Origin of the sequence: Glutamicibacter sp. MCAF14 (assembly GCF_052114325.1) — a bacterium.
GTDB lineage: Bacteria > Actinomycetota > Actinomycetes > Actinomycetales > Micrococcaceae > Glutamicibacter > Glutamicibacter arilaitensis.
The window spans coordinates 192,886-206,404 of record NZ_JBFREO010000001.1; the positions used below are offsets into that span (position 1 = coordinate 192,886).

Below are 13,519 nucleotides of genomic sequence, written 5' to 3' on the forward strand. Positions count from 1 at the left end.
CGTAGTCAGAGGAGAATTATGGAAGTTGCACAGGCCAGAGCATTTTTGGCTGTCGCCGATCATCTGCATTTCGGCCGCGCAGCACAGCAACTGAGCATGGGCCATGCGCCGCTGAGCAGGATGATCAGCCAGCTGGAACGCACCATTGGTGCGCAACTGTTCGCGCGCACTACGCGTACTGTCGAGCTGACTTCGGCAGGCCATGCGTTGCTGGAGCCGGCCAGGAATCTCGTGGACGCTTCCGAAATTGCCATGAGTACCGTGAAAAGCACCGTTACCGGTGAAACCGGCAGGGTGAAGATCGGCTTCGCCGGAGCCTCCACCGGAGACCGGGTAGGCCAGCTGGCACGCAGCGTACGCCGCACTCACGCGGGCCTGACCTTGGAATTCCATAGTTCGCAGTTCTCCCATATTGGTTTGGAAAGGGTTTTGGACGGTTCGTTGGATATCGCCATCGGACGATGGGACTTCTTGCCCGCCGAAGTGGATTCACGGTTGCTGGTCGTCGAGCAGATCCTCATTGCCTTGCCCGAATCCCATCCGTTGGCCTGCCGCGAGAGCGTGGAGCTCTCGGAACTGTCCCGCGAAGGGTGGATCAACCTGCCCGGCGGTTTCAGCGGCGCGTTGCAGAATCGCATGAACTCGTTGTCCATCGCTTCTGGTTTCGTGCCCCGCATCGTGCAGACTGCCCCGGATTCTTGGACATTGGTGGCCTTGGTGGGAGCCGAGATGGGCATCGCGATGAGCCTGGACTCGATTCGCGACAACATCATCTGCGACGGGGTGAACTTCGTTCCGCTGCGTTCTGGCAACACCGCACTGGAAGTGCGGATGATCTGGCAGCGCAACGAGCTCTCGCCTGCGGTGCGCAGCGTGCTTAACGTCGCTGAACGCATCTTCCCGGATCCGCGCAGCTACGCTGACGCGTAGTCGTACCAACCGTGCCCGGACTTGCGCCCGAACCGGCCCGCCTCGTACAACTGCTTGATCTGCGGGTGCGGCAGGCTGGATTCCTCCTTGGTCTGCTCGTACTCGGCCAGCCGGATCAGGTAGACGACATCCAGACCCACCAGGTCCATCAATTCAAACGGGCCCATAGGGTGGCCCAGCGCATCGCGGGCCGCCTTGTCGATATCGGCAGGGCTGGCGATGTCCTGGTCGATCAGGTTCAAAGCTTCCTTGCGCAAGGCATTGAGCAAACGGTTAGCGACGAACCCCGGAATTTCCCGATTCAGCTGCACCACTTTCTTGCCCAATGACTCGGCCAGCGCGCGGGTGCGTTCCATGGTCTGCGACGAGGTACCTTCATGCGGGACGATTTCCACGCATTTCATGACCAGCGCCGGATTGAAGAAGTGCATGTTACAGACCTTGTCTGCGCGATGGGTGGCCGCGGCGATCCGCGAGGAGACGATATTCGACGAGTTCGTGGCGAGGATGGTGTGGGCCGGAGCCACCGCATCCAGCGACGCAAAGATCTGGCGCTTGATCTCCAGATCCTCCACGGCCGCCTCGATGACGAAGTCCGTGGTGGCCACGACGGCATCGCGGTCGGTAGCGAACTGGAGCCTTTGCCAAGCGGCGGCTACATCCTCGGCAGTGCGGCGCGACTTGGCGACATCGCGTTCCAGTCGTGCGCGCAGTTGGGCCTTGGCCTGCTCTAGCGGTGCTTCTGCGATATCCACCAAGGTGGTGCGGTAGCCGGATAGGGCGCAGACCGCGGCGATCTGAGAACCCATGCTCCCGGCACCCAGAACGGTGATGTGCTCAATCGGTGTTGACGTCGTCATTTAATGCTCCTTAGCTGATGCGGCTGGCCGCACGGAAGTCGGGCTTGCGCTTGTCGATGAAGGCTTGGGTGCCTTCGATCTTCTCGTCGGTGGAGTAGAGCAGGGACTGTGCGAGGGTTTCGAGCAGCAGCCCGGTATCCATGCTGGCATCCGCCCCATGGGTAACCACTGACTTGACCAATCGGATGGCCAACGGGCCTTTGCTACGGATGCGCTGCGCGGTGTGGTGCGCGGTTTCCAGCAGTGATTGCGCATCGGTGAGTTCGGTGACCAGCCCTGCAGTTAATGCGGTCAGGGCATCCATGCGCCTGCCGGTGAGCATCATGTCGATGGCTCGTCCCATGCCGATCAGCCGGACCAGCCGCTGGGTGCCGCCCGCGGCCGGGATGATTCCCAACCCGGTCTCCGGCAAGGCGAACTGGGCATTCTCCGAACAGATGCGGATATCGCAGGCCAAGGCCAACTCATGCCCGCCACCGAAGGCGAAACCATTGACTGCTGCGATCGTGGGCTTGGCACTGGCGGCGATCTGCGAGAAGACCGTTTGCATCCGGGCTGCCAGCCCGTCGACCGGGGTGCGCTGCGCGAGCTCGTTGATGTCCGCGCCGGCAACGAAGGACTTGGTCCCGGTACCGGTGAAGACCAGCACGTCGATGCTGTCGTCCTGGGCGATCTGCGTCAATTGTGCCGACAGCGCGTCGAGGATCTGTCTGTTCATCGCGTTCAGCGCCTCGGGGCGGTTGATGGACAGTACAGCGACGCCGTCGGTGTCTTCGCGCAGGATCACTGGTGATGCGGAATTCTGCTCCATGTATTCTCTCCTCGTTGTGGGTTTCAAAGATTAGTGCCGTGATGCGGTGATCGGAGCCTCGCCGGAAGCAATTTCAGCGCTGCTGCCGGGAAGGTCCGAACCCTTGGAACGACGGGTCAAGTACGCCATGGCGCATGCTGCGGTAATCACGGCCACCGCGATGAAGCGGTAGCTGGTGTCAGGCAGGAAAAGCACGAAGCCTGCAACGGCCAGCACCATCCGCAGCACCACCGGCAATTTGGTTTCGACGAACAGCAGCCAGCCACTGAAGGAGCAAGCAATAGCGGCCACAGCTACGATGCTGAACAGCGTGGAAACGAGGATCTCGGAGGGCCCGGCTTGGGCCACCAGGGCGGGATTCAGAGCGAAGCCGAAGGGCACGACGTACTTCACCGCACCCAACCGCATCGCTTCGACGCAGGTCCCCATCGGTGAAGCCTTAGAGATACCAGCCGCAGCGAAGGCCGCGAGTCCTACCGGTGGGGTGATATAGGAAACCGAGGCCCAGTAGATAACGAACAGGTGCGCCGCAATCGGGTCCACGCCCAGCGCGGTGAGTGCCGGAGCCATCACGATGGCCAGGAAGACGTAGGCCGCGGAGATGGTCAGACCCATACCCAGCACGAAGCAGGCGATCGCGCCGGCAATCAGGATCAGGACCACGCTTTCGCCCACCAGAGCGATCAGGTCGCGGGACAGCGACAAGGCGACGCCCGTGGCGGACAGCCCGCCGAGGATCAATCCGACACCAGCGATGATGCCGATGATCTGTGCCAGCGTCTTGCCGGCGTCGAGCATCATGTCGCGGAATTCAACAGCACCGAACTTCAGTCGCGGCTTGGCTATGGCAATCACCAGCAGCAGCCCGACGACCCAGAAGGGAACCTGGGATTCGGAGCCGGCAAAGAAGAGCATCACGGTCAGCAGACCCAGGGCCGCAATGTAGGGCCATCCCGAAATCAGCGAGGTAATGAACCGGGGAAGCAGTTCCTTGCGGGTGCCCTTCAGCCCGTGCATGGCGGCGTAGCCGTCCACCTGCAGGAAAATGCCCAGGTAGTAGAGGAAGGCGGGGATGGCTGCGGCGATGATGATCTGGGTGTAAGGAACTCCTACGAAGGAGACCATCAGGAAGGCCGCGGTGCCCATGATCGGGGGAGTGATCGAACCGCCTGCTGCGGCGGTGGCTTCAACCGCGCCGGCGGTCTTGCGGCTGAACCCGGACTTGATCATCGCTGGAATAGTCATTGGGCCGGTGGTCAGCACGTTGGAGACGGCCGATCCGCTCATCATGCCCATGGCGGCCGAACTCGTGATCGCAACTTTCGCTGAGCCGCCGCGATAGCGTCCGAACAGCGAGAGCGAGAGGTCGTGGAAGAAATCCGCGCCTCCGGTATGCTGCAGTACCACGCCAAAGAGCAGGAAACCGACCAGCACGGATCCGGCGGTCTGGAGGGGCAGGCCGAGGATAGACTCGGAACCCATGGCGTGCAGTTGGGCGAGTGTGTTGATGTCGTAGGTGATGCCCTGCAGGAATCCGATGGGCAGCTCGCCGGCGACCAGCGGGTAGAGGGAGACCACCAGGGCCAGAGCCGCGACGATCCAGCCGGCAGTGCGGCGCAGCACCTCGACGATCAGTGCCCAGAAAATGTAGCTGATCACGGTCGCGCTGGCTGGCGAGACGAAGGCCCAGCCGAACTCGGCGATATCAACACCGTGGAAGGCGAAGAAACCAGCGCAGCCCATGAATGCCAGGAGGAACAGCACGTCATACCAAGGCACCCCGGGGCGCTCGCCGCCGGTGGCTTTGAGCAGTGGCTGGACGATGAACACGATCGGTACGAAACATGCGGTGAGCATGTAGAGGAAGGCATTGGTCAGCACCGCCATGTTGAACAGGTTCCAGAAAAAGACCTGGTTCATGGTCACTAGGATTCCGGCGATGGTCAACGCGATGATGACTGATTTCCAGAAGGTAGTCAGCCGGTGATTATGTTCCTTAGATTCGACAGCTGCGGCAGCCAGTGACTGCGGTAGGGAGTTGGAATTAGTGGAGGGAAGACTAGCGGATGCAACGCTCACGGGAACTCTCCTTAGGCCGAGGTGCTGGCGGAATCGGTGGGGACATCATTGACTGCGGGCAACTTGGGGAAGTTCTGCTTCTTCCACTTGCGCCAGCGTGCCGCGATGTCCGGTTTCCCGGAGTGCTTTGACCAAAAATCGGGCCAGGCTTGGGCTAGGAGCTGCTCGCGCTCCAGCAGGGCTTGGTTGCGTTTTTCCAGATCCGCAGTCCACCGGCCAGCCTGCTTGAAGAAGGCCACGCTGCCTTCATGCATGGGGATGACCATGGGGGTGAGCATGACCTCGTCCGCGCCGAACTTGTGGGCATCTGGAGTCGCGTCTTTGAACTTGTCATAGTGCTTGTCCATGCTCGCCAGCAGGGTCTGGACTTCTTGAACTGGACGATCAGCCAAGGTCACCAAGGGCAGCGAGTACTGCAGGTTGACCGCGCTTTCCCCGGGCTCCATGCCGGCGCCATCGGTGAAGGAACCGGGGATCATCATCGGGGAGAGGTCTTCCCAGGTGGCGTATTTGCTCGGATCGTTGCCGCCCAAATCCATCCAGCGGATGGGGTACTGGGAGGCCAATTCCGAGACGTTGGCGCCAACCACATTCTGGTACATGGTGTCGATTTGCCCGGTCTTGATCGCTTCAATCTGCTCGCTGTAAGCGACATCTACAAGGATTACATCGTCAGTGGTCAGACCACCATAATTGAGGATTCCTTCAAGCTTTCGGTTCATCGAGGTCGAGGCCACCAGCCGTGGGAATCGCTTGCCCGCCAAATCTTCAACCTTCTTGATCCCCGAATCTTTGCGGACCAGAATGCCGTAGTTGCCAGGGGGTGACATGACTAGGCGCAACGGTTGGGGACCCCAGACTTCAGAGGCGTATTCGTCGTCGCCCTCAAAGGCGTAGTAGTACTCGTCACCGGTGCGTGAGTAGTGGGCGGTGCCGTTGATCAGCGGGGCGAGGCGGCCAATGCCGGTATCGCCAGTCATCAAACGGACCTGCATCCCGACTTGCTGGGTCAAGGTGTTGGCGATGGCAGCTACGTCGTTGTAGGTGCCAGTGCCCACCCCGTAGGTTGACCAGACGGTCTGGTGCGGCAGCCCGGGTACTGCGACCGCGGAGCGGGCGCAAGCCGACAAAGCGCCCAGGGCGGCAGTGGCGGACAACCCGGTTAAGAATGATCTGCGGGTGAAAGCTCGTGGCATTGGATCTCCGATGCAAGAATTCGACGCCGATCATGGGGAACCGGCTTTCGCTGTACCCTCATTGATGCATAAAAAATGTGATCCAATCCACCTTTTTCGTTTATTGTTGTTCTAATAGCAACAATGACGCTTACCTGCGGAAAGGATCTCGGGAACTTCCGGGAACGCAAAAAACCGCTGGCCGTGAAACGAAAAACGTTTCACGGCCAGCGGCCATGTTGCTCTAGCCCAGCAGTGCTGGGATTAATGCCAGCTGTCTACCAGACAGGAAGCTCGGGAATCGGGCCATCGGCTTCGATGTGGCGTGCCTGTCCACGGGCCAGCCACTCAATCAGGCCTTCGCGGTCCGAACGCACCTTCAATGCGCCGTCGCCGATGATCCACTCATCGCCTTCTTCGCTGTTGATGGTCATGCCCGGAGCGTTCTTGGCGCGCATGGTGCGCACCGCGGCCTCGACGGCGTTCTCCTGGGAGTCAGGATCGGCTTCCTCGATGGTCCATGCGGTATCCAGGTCGTGGTGGTGGATGACTACCTCTGAAATGCGCAATGCAACGATGGAGGTCGCTGGGATGACCTTGCTGTGCAGGTCCACTTCTTCAACGGCCAAGTCCCCGGATAGCCGTTCGCACTGCTCGGCGAAGAACGCGGCTGCCTCGTTGAAGGCCTTGACCAGTTCTTCGCGCGGCAGCGCGGCCAGCTGGTCGATCTCTGCATCGCGGGCTTCACGCGACGCATACAGCTGCTGCGGCTCACCGGTGGTGGCCCAGTCGATCAGCTTGACCAGGGTGCGTCCGTTCGAGGCCAGGTGCGCGATGACATGCGCCCGGCTCCACCCCTCGCACAGCGAAGCGGCGGCCAGTTCATCGGTGGACAGGGTCTCGATCGTCGCTGACATCATCGCGGTTTCGCGGCTGAGTCGTGAGAGGTCCGAGTGCAAGCGGGCAGTGTTGATCATGGTGCCACCCTACCAACGCGAAGTCCGCAAGAATAAGGATTACGCAATACATATCGAATAGGAATTGATTCATATGCGAACCCTGTGGCGTTATTCCTCGTCGAGCCACTGGGTGTCATCCAGCCAGCTCGAATCAATCAGCCCCTCGACCAGCGGATTGCCCCAGACATCACCTTCATAGGTGTAGTAGTAGTCAGCATTCCCACCAAGACGCGCTTGGCCGACTTCGACTTCGATCAATCCGGCTTGTTCCATGCTGTCAAGAAGCGTCTCTTCGTTTGTCGGATCCAACAAGATGACGTTGCCGCCTTCCGGGACCGGAATCGAGGTGTGCGGCGCAAAGCTGGTGCTCAGTGGAACTATCGGCACCTGCGCGTCATCTGGCCAGAGAGAAGGCTGCAGCGGGATGTCCTGTCCATCCAGAACCGCAGCGAGCTGTTTGCTGAGATGAAGTTCATCGGCCGGGCCCAGCAGCTGGTCAAGGAACTCTCCCTGCAAGTGAACCGCCGTGATTTCCGCGAAGCGGAGCAACTGGGTTGCGCTCAGCTCAGCGTCATCTATGGGTCGGCCGGTGATGAGGTAGGCCACCAGCTCCGCTCGGGTGTCAGCGAAAACCTTCACGCCAAGCCCGTGACGGAGGTCGGTCATGGCGTACTTGAAGGTGAGGTCGCCATAGTGCAGTTGCGCTTCACCGGAATCGGATATGTGGATCATGGGATTCTTCTCCTTGCCTTGCGCCCAGCCTTGTGCGGGCGTCTTGGGCCAACGCGTGCCACGGGGAAAAGTTTTTTCTGTCCCTGGATGACACGGACTCCCGTAGGAAGGAATGCCCGCGTTCGATTCTTCGAACATGCGCCGGGCCTGTTCCATCAGCAGCCAGCTGGCACGTAGCCTAGGAGTAGAAGACAAGCGACCAAGGAAAGCAGTCCAGTGGCGAAGAAAAAGAAGAAGCAGAAGCCCAAGCAGGGGCACCCTGCACGCTTGCAACAAGGCGTAGTCTCCATGGATCGCGTCAAGGTCGGACGCGGGTTGGACGCGCTGACCGGGCAATTCGTGCAGTGGTACGCCGAATATCGCGATGACCCTGAACTGGCGTTAATGGTGCTAGCTGCGGTGCGTGAGACTCTGGGGGTCTACGCAGAAGTCGTTGGACTGGACAAGGTCACCGATTTTGATCCGCCGAAGTTGCTGGCGGTGCTTAACTCGATGATTGAATTCGAAGAAGCCGAAAATCCCGAGGCCGCTTCTAATGAACTTGGCACCATGATCTACATGGCGTGGGTGGACTACGTTGAGTTCCTGCGCGATACCAACCTGTGGGAGCGCGAGTTCGAAAGCCTGGACTGGTTCCAGAAGACACTGGAAGCCCAAGATCCGTTCGCTGGCGAGGACGAGGTCGAAGCGGACGATGAACTTGATGTGATTCTGGATTCCGAGGAAGCCTCGATAGCGGCCTTGGCTGAAATCACCGCCATGCCGATCAGCACGCTGGGTCGAGCGGTCCTGTCGTGGGTGCTCGCCGATGGCAGCAGCCTCTGGACCAGCCTGCCGATCGAGAAGTTCGCTGAAACTGCCGCAAAAGCTGTCGAGAAGGATCTGCCCGCAGGGCTGGAAGAGACGCGCAAGGGCCTGGTCGTTGCGCTCGTGCTCCAGGCCTTGGAGGCCGTCAATGCCGTAACTCTGAACCCGCAGGCAGCGCCGGAACGCGGTGTGAGGTGCCAGGACATTCTTGAGCCTGTAGACGCGGATTCATTCGACGTGAACTTCTACTTCCTCCAAGCGTGCCTGGACATGCTTTTGGAGCAGCCTGGCGAAAATGACCAGGCAGCCCTTGAAGCCTGGGGCTTGGCTGCCTTGTGGATCGTGGAAGCGGCGGACGGCAAGCCGCAGCTTGCCGCTGCCCCGCGCGATGAGCAGTGGTCTTCGGAAGTTTGGGAAACCGCCCAGGTGCGAATGCACGAGCTGCGCGTTTTGGGTTTGCTTGAATCAGGAGAGGCGTATTCGCTGCCCAATATCGTGCGCTTGGCGGTTACCGATGTCGACGACGACATCTTCGAGGACGACGACGAACTCGACGATGAGAAGCTCGATGCGATCTTCGGTCCGGACGATGAGGATGAGCCCAAGCGCCTGAAGCGCGAAACACCGTACACCGGTGAGGTGCTGCAGCTGAAGCTGACGCTCAAGGACGCCAAGCCGCCAATCTGGCGCCGCGTGCTGGTTCCGATGGACCTGAACCTCGGCGACCTGCATGACATCATTCAGGCCAGCTTCGACTGGTACGACGGGCATCTGCATAGCTTCTACGAAAATGGTTTCGGCGGGACCACCTACGGTCCGGCAATTGCCGAGATGGACTACCAGAAGAATGAAGCGGAAACCCTGGTTTCTTCGGTGTTGAAGAAGGAAAAAGACCGCCTGGATTACGTTTATGATTTCGGGGACAACTGGGAAGTCCGCATCGATGTGGAGAAGATTCTGGACGCTGACGGCGGTCAGCTGCCGCGCTGCACCGGCGGGCGCCGCATGGCTCCAATGGAAGACAGTGGCGGAATCGGTGGCTGGGAAGCCAAGCTGGAAATTCTGAATGACCCGGATGATCCTGAATACGAGGAAGTCGCGGAGTGGGGCGAGGACTTCGGACTTGATGATGGCGAGGAAATCGACCCTGCTTACTTCAGCAAGGAAGAAATCAACGCGAACCTGGATCTTGAGTTCTAGGCCTGGGTCAAGGCCATAGAAAACGCCGGTGGGTTAACGAGCATGGATGCTCGTCAACCCACCGGCGTTCTAGTTCTTGAAGGTTTGGCCAGCGGTCCTACTCGTTATCTAGTGCGGCACCATTTGGCGTTGCACCGCCCTCGCCGGTCCAGTCCTGGCCGACTTCATCATTCAACGCAGGGTCGGAAATGACATCGGGCTCTTCGGCTTCATTCTTGTTCAAGAAAGCTTCAGGGTTCTTCTCATTCATAAATCCATCCCTTTCGTTGGTTGGACTGCCAACCTAGCAAGGACGCTTCAGCCCCGTCAGCTGGAGGACCAGCTTTTCAGGAAGCTGTAAGGAAATCCTCAGTGCGCTTCAGCTAGTTCTACAGCGCTAGCCTAGGGACGGCGCCTTGCGCTGCACGAAGACCACCGCATCATCTAAAGTTGCCGGGTTTCCGTCCGGACCGGTGATGGTGCGTTCGCGCACTTCGGCACACAGCACGTCCCACTGCTCCGGGTCCAGGGCCAACGCTTCCAGTTCCTCTTCGGGGGTGGGGAATGCAGGCATCTGGTGATCGGGCTTGTCTGCGAAGGACGGCATGGTGGCATGGGACAGGGCCAGCAAGTGGCCGCCCGGTGCTACCAACGTGGCCGCTTTGCGCAGGAAGTCTGCGCGCGGGAATGCGAAGGGTGCCTGGAAGAAGCTCAAGGTGACCAGATCAAAGGTTTCATCGGTGTTCCACGCAGCCAGATCAGAGGCGATGAAGCGGGTCTGTCCCGCGTCCAGCCCATGCTTGGCGGCTTCGTCCTGGGCACGCTTCACCGCGGTCGGCGAGATGTCCACGCCGGTGGCTATCCAGCCATGGGAGGCCAGCCAGAGGACGTCGCCGCCTTCACCGCTGCCGATGTCCAGACAAGTGCCCGCAGCCAGCGGGGCAACGATGTTCTCCAGGACCTGGTTGACCTTGCCGGACCAGACCCGTTCGGACTGGCCGTAGTGGTTTTCCCAGAAGGCAACGCCGTCAAGTGCTTCCTGCGCGTGTTCGTGGTGGTGGCTCATCTTTGGTGTTCCCCATTCGTCAGTACGGCCGTTGCCTTAGACCTTACTGACGAACGGGCTCCGTGCGCGATCGAATTTGCGCAGCAGGCAAAAACTGCGCTGCTACCTCGCGCTGACCTTGCCGAAGAGCCGGGCAATGGAAGCCAAGATCATCGGACGGCAGGCGAACCAAGCGCCGGCAATCACCAGCAGCGAGAGCGCGAAGAAGAGCAATCCAGCCCAGTTGTCCGCGTATTGCGCCGGATCCGTAGAACCCTGCGCCGCGTACATGTGGTTCAGGTTGCGCAACGCCCCGGTGGAGAACACCAAGATCACATGCACGAGGATGAACAGCACGAAGTACAGCATGGTCGGGAAGTGCAGTGCGCGGGCAACCTCGATTGGGTACTTCTTGGTCAGCGCAGGCATGTTCTTTGGCCAGAAGGCGCTGAGTCGGACACCGGTAATCGCAGCCAATGGGGCCGCAATGAACACGGTCGTGAAGTAGGCCAGCTGCTGCAACGAGTTGTAGTTCACCCAGCCATTTTCCGTAGGCCAATCCAGCGTCAGGTATTGCAACGCCGCGGAAATCGCGTTCGGGAAGACTTCCCAGGAGGTTGGGACAATGCGCATCCAGTGGCCGGTGGCGAACAGCAGCACGAGGAACACCAGGCCATTGATGACCCACAGCAGGTCAAGGCCCTGATGCAGCCAGAGGTTGATGCTCACCTTCGGGCTGCGCTTCGAGGACCAGTAGGCAGGCGGTTTCTTCTGATGCCTGACCAGCAAGCCCGAACGAATGATCAGGACCATGAGGAAGACATTGAAGAAGTGGTTCCAGGCCAGCCATGCCGGGAACCCGATAGGTGCCGAGTCCGGCAGGTGGTATTCGCCTGGGTAGCGTTTCATGAAGGATTCGACCGCATCGATGCCGGCGATGCCACGGGCAACGAGCACTACCGCGGTGGCGATGCCCAAGGCGCAGAATGCGCCAAGGATTCCCGCCAGCACCCACTGCTTGGTTGTCAGCGGGCCATGCTTGACCGGTTCCTTCTTGGTCTTTGCCGCCGCTGGGGCCACCTGTGCGGAGGGGGCAGTTGCAGGCTTGGCCTTCGAAGCAGTATTTGCCGCTGCGGGAGCCGATGGTTGCGGCGTGCCCATCCGGGTGCGGACAGGGGCTGCTGCGGTTGCCGAAGCAACTGGCGCCTTTGTGGCGGGCGCTGGCTGCTCTGCCGGCTTTTCCACAGGTTTTTCCACGGGGGCTGGTTTTTCCACCGTGGCAGTGGCGGCGGTTTTGGTCGCAACTGGTTCCGCAGCTGGTTCCGCCTCTGCTGGCGCTACTGCTGCCTTCACGGCCGGGGCAGCTACCAAGAGGGCAGGAGTCGCGATGAACGAGGCCGGTGGCCAAGCTTCAGCTCCAACAGTTCGTGGAAGACCACGGCGAACCACTGGAGCATCGCCACTGGCAACCACCGGTTCTGGTGCTGCGCTCGCCGAATCAACGGGAGTCGCGGACGCTGCGATAACTGGCTCAGGCACCGGTTCAGAAACCGGTTCAGAAACCGGCGCGGAAACAGCACGTGGCGCTGCTTCCGGAACGCTGCTGGCAGCAGCAACTGACGCAGGCGGCCACGCAGAGCCGCCGGCAACACGCGGCAGACCCTGTCGAAACGTCCGGGTGCCCGGGAGCGGAGCCGCCGCTTCTTCGGCAACCTCTGCTTGAGCCGGCGCTTCGTGGACTGCCGCTGGCTCTGGTTCGGCACTAGCAGGCACCTGGCTAAGTGCTACCTGTTCAGGTACGGGCTGCTCGGCGGCGTGATCGGCAACAGGATCAGCCAAGAGGGCTGTGTCCGCTACGGCAGCGAAGAGCTCCGCCGGTGGCCACGGGTCGCCACCGGCTACACGGGGCAACCCCTGGCGGATGGATTGATTGGGTGCGCTCATGGTGATTAGGCCTTGCGTGCTTCCAGTGCGGAGATCAGCTGCGGCACAACCTTGAAGACGTCTCCAACCACGCCGAAGTCGGCGATCTCGAAGATCGGGGCATCCGCGTCCTTGTTGATCGCGACGATGGTCTTGGCGGTCTGCATGCCGGCCTTGTGCTGGATTGCCCCGGAGATGCCCAGAGCAACGTAGAGCTGCGGGGAAACTGCAACACCGGTCTGCCCCACCTGGGCGGCATGCTCGATGTAGCCGGCATCCACCGCGGCACGCGAAGCACCCACGGCCGCACCCAATGCGTCAGCCAGCTGGTGGACCAGATCGAACTGCTCGGCGTTGCCCAGGCCGCGGCCTCCGGAAACCACGTGGGTAGCCGAACGCAGCTCGGGGCGCGTCGAAGTCGCCTGGGCGGCAACAAGTTCCTTGACTTCGACCTCTGGCTTGCCGCTTGGCGCAACCTCAAGCGCGGTGCTGTTCGCCGGCTGGGCTTCGGCGCGTTCCTCGATGCTTCCCACGCGCACGGTGATTACCGGTGCTCCGAAAGTCGGGGCGCTGTGCGTTGAGTAGGCACCGCCGTAGATCGAGTGGGTGGCGATGATGCCTTGATCATCGCGTGAAACTCCGAGCGCGTCGACGCTCAATGCCAGTTTGCTGCGCACCGCAAAGCGTGCTGCCACTTCGCGGGAGGTCAGCGAGTGGCCCAGCAAAACGGCCTGTGGCTGAACCTGCGCGAAAGCGGCCTGAAGCGCATCCGCCAGCGGTGCGGTTTGCACCGGGGAATCCACGGCGGCGGTCAGGACCTGGGCGGCCCCTGCCTCGCTAGCTTGGGCGGCGAGTGCTTCCAGCGCGTCCGAAGAGCCGGTGACCAGCGCGATCGGCGTGCCGACGCCAGCTGCGGCGCCTAGGAGTTCGGCGTGGTTCTTCGCCAGCGTGCCGACTGCCGTGGTTTCGAGGAAGACAAGAATTGAGTCAGTAGCAAAAGTAGTCATGGTCGTCTTTCC

12 protein-coding genes are annotated in these 13,519 nt (G+C 60.9%); 2 read left to right on the top strand and 10 right to left on the bottom strand.

The genetic code is table 11. The features are described 5' to 3' along the window. The first annotated feature begins 18 nt into the window (after nt 1–18). The gene (locus AB4Y71_RS00925; protein ID WP_441717262.1) at nt 19–930 is read left to right on the top strand and encodes a LysR substrate-binding domain-containing protein; all 912 of its coding nucleotides are present in this window, start codon (nt 19–21) and stop codon (nt 928–930) included. Here the strand turns inward: AB4Y71_RS00925 and AB4Y71_RS00930 are convergent. From AB4Y71_RS00930 to AB4Y71_RS00955, 6 genes are all read right to left on the bottom strand, one after another. Then, on the bottom strand, nt 915–1,790 hold the full coding sequence (locus tag AB4Y71_RS00930; RefSeq protein WP_441717264.1) for a 3-hydroxyacyl-CoA dehydrogenase family protein: 876 nt from the start codon (nt 1,788–1,790) through the stop codon (nt 915–917). The genes AB4Y71_RS00925 and AB4Y71_RS00930 overlap by 16 nt on opposite strands. 10 nt (nt 1,791–1,800) lie before the next feature. Continuing rightward, entirely contained in the window at nt 1,801–2,601 is an 801-nt protein-coding gene (locus tag AB4Y71_RS00935) for an enoyl-CoA hydratase/isomerase family protein (protein WP_441717266.1), read from the bottom strand. A gap of 30 nt (nt 2,602–2,631) precedes the next feature. Next, on the bottom strand, nt 2,632–4,680 hold the full coding sequence (locus AB4Y71_RS00940) for a TRAP transporter fused permease subunit (RefSeq protein WP_441717268.1): 2,049 nt from the start codon (nt 4,678–4,680) through the stop codon (nt 2,632–2,634). Between the two features lie 11 nt (nt 4,681–4,691). Then, nucleotides 4,692–5,876, bottom strand: coding sequence for a TAXI family TRAP transporter solute-binding subunit (locus tag AB4Y71_RS00945; protein ID WP_441717270.1), 1,185 nt, complete (start codon nt 5,874–5,876; stop codon nt 4,692–4,694). A 257-nt stretch (nt 5,877–6,133) separates the two neighbouring features. After that, nucleotides 6,134–6,832, bottom strand: a complete 699-nt coding sequence (locus AB4Y71_RS00950) for a maleylpyruvate isomerase family mycothiol-dependent enzyme (protein ID WP_441717272.1) — start codon at nt 6,830–6,832, stop codon at nt 6,134–6,136. Nucleotides 6,833–6,922: 90 nt separating this feature from the next. After that, entirely contained in the window at nt 6,923–7,546 is a 624-nt protein-coding gene (locus AB4Y71_RS00955) for a hypothetical protein (protein WP_441717273.1), read from the bottom strand. A 216-nt stretch (nt 7,547–7,762) separates the two neighbouring features. Here AB4Y71_RS00955 and AB4Y71_RS00960 point away from each other — a divergent pair, with 216 nt between their 5' ends. Beyond that, nucleotides 7,763–9,553: a plasmid pRiA4b ORF-3 family protein gene (locus AB4Y71_RS00960; RefSeq protein WP_441717275.1), complete on the top strand. Its 1,791-nt coding sequence runs from the start codon at nt 7,763–7,765 to the stop codon at nt 9,551–9,553. 97 nt (nt 9,554–9,650) lie between these two features. Here AB4Y71_RS00960 and AB4Y71_RS00965 read toward each other — a convergent pair whose 3' ends face one another. The 4 genes from AB4Y71_RS00965 to AB4Y71_RS00980 form a co-directional block, all read right to left on the bottom strand. Further along, nucleotides 9,651–9,803, bottom strand: coding sequence for a hypothetical protein (locus tag AB4Y71_RS00965; RefSeq protein WP_173362799.1), 153 nt, complete (start codon nt 9,801–9,803; stop codon nt 9,651–9,653). Nucleotides 9,804–9,929: 126 nt separating this feature from the next. After that, the gene (locus tag AB4Y71_RS00970; protein WP_441717277.1) at nt 9,930–10,598 is read right to left on the bottom strand and encodes a class I SAM-dependent methyltransferase; all 669 of its coding nucleotides are present in this window, start codon (nt 10,596–10,598) and stop codon (nt 9,930–9,932) included. A gap of 102 nt (nt 10,599–10,700) precedes the next feature. Beyond that, the gene (locus AB4Y71_RS00975; RefSeq protein WP_441717278.1) at nt 10,701–12,521 is read right to left on the bottom strand and encodes a cytochrome b/b6 domain-containing protein; all 1,821 of its coding nucleotides are present in this window, start codon (nt 12,519–12,521) and stop codon (nt 10,701–10,703) included. 5 nt (nt 12,522–12,526) lie between these two features. Then, the gene (locus AB4Y71_RS00980; RefSeq protein WP_441717280.1) at nt 12,527–13,507 is read right to left on the bottom strand and encodes an electron transfer flavoprotein subunit alpha/FixB family protein; all 981 of its coding nucleotides are present in this window, start codon (nt 13,505–13,507) and stop codon (nt 12,527–12,529) included. Nucleotides 13,508–13,519 lie beyond the last annotated feature (12 nt).

What these genes read in the sequence shown, in the direction of transcription:
- AB4Y71_RS00935 (WP_441717266.1), bottom strand. Translation starts at nt 2,601, where the DNA reads ATGGAGCAGAATTCCGCATCACCAGTGATCCTGCGCGAAGACACCGAC.
- AB4Y71_RS00930 (WP_441717264.1), bottom strand. Translation starts at nt 1,790, where the DNA reads ATGACGACGTCAACACCGATTGAGCACATCACCGTTCTGGGTGCCGGG.
- AB4Y71_RS00955 (WP_441717273.1), bottom strand. Translation starts at nt 7,546, where the DNA reads ATGATCCACATATCCGATTCCGGTGAAGCGCAACTGCACTATGGCGAC.
- AB4Y71_RS00925 (WP_441717262.1), top strand. Translation starts at nt 19, where the DNA reads ATGGAAGTTGCACAGGCCAGAGCATTTTTGGCTGTCGCCGATCATCTG.
- AB4Y71_RS00945 (WP_441717270.1), bottom strand. Translation starts at nt 5,876, where the DNA reads ATGCCACGAGCTTTCACCCGCAGATCATTCTTAACCGGGTTGTCCGCC.
- AB4Y71_RS00950 (WP_441717272.1), bottom strand. Translation starts at nt 6,832, where the DNA reads ATGATCAACACTGCCCGCTTGCACTCGGACCTCTCACGACTCAGCCGC.
- AB4Y71_RS00965 (WP_173362799.1), bottom strand. Translation starts at nt 9,803, where the DNA reads ATGAATGAGAAGAACCCTGAAGCTTTCTTGAACAAGAATGAAGCCGAA.
- AB4Y71_RS00980 (WP_441717280.1), bottom strand. Translation starts at nt 13,507, where the DNA reads ATGACTACTTTTGCTACTGACTCAATTCTTGTCTTCCTCGAAACCACG.
- AB4Y71_RS00970 (WP_441717277.1), bottom strand. Translation starts at nt 10,598, where the DNA reads ATGAGCCACCACCACGAACACGCGCAGGAAGCACTTGACGGCGTTGCC.
- AB4Y71_RS00975 (WP_441717278.1), bottom strand. Translation starts at nt 12,521, where the DNA reads ATGAGCGCACCCAATCAATCCATCCGCCAGGGGTTGCCCCGTGTAGCC.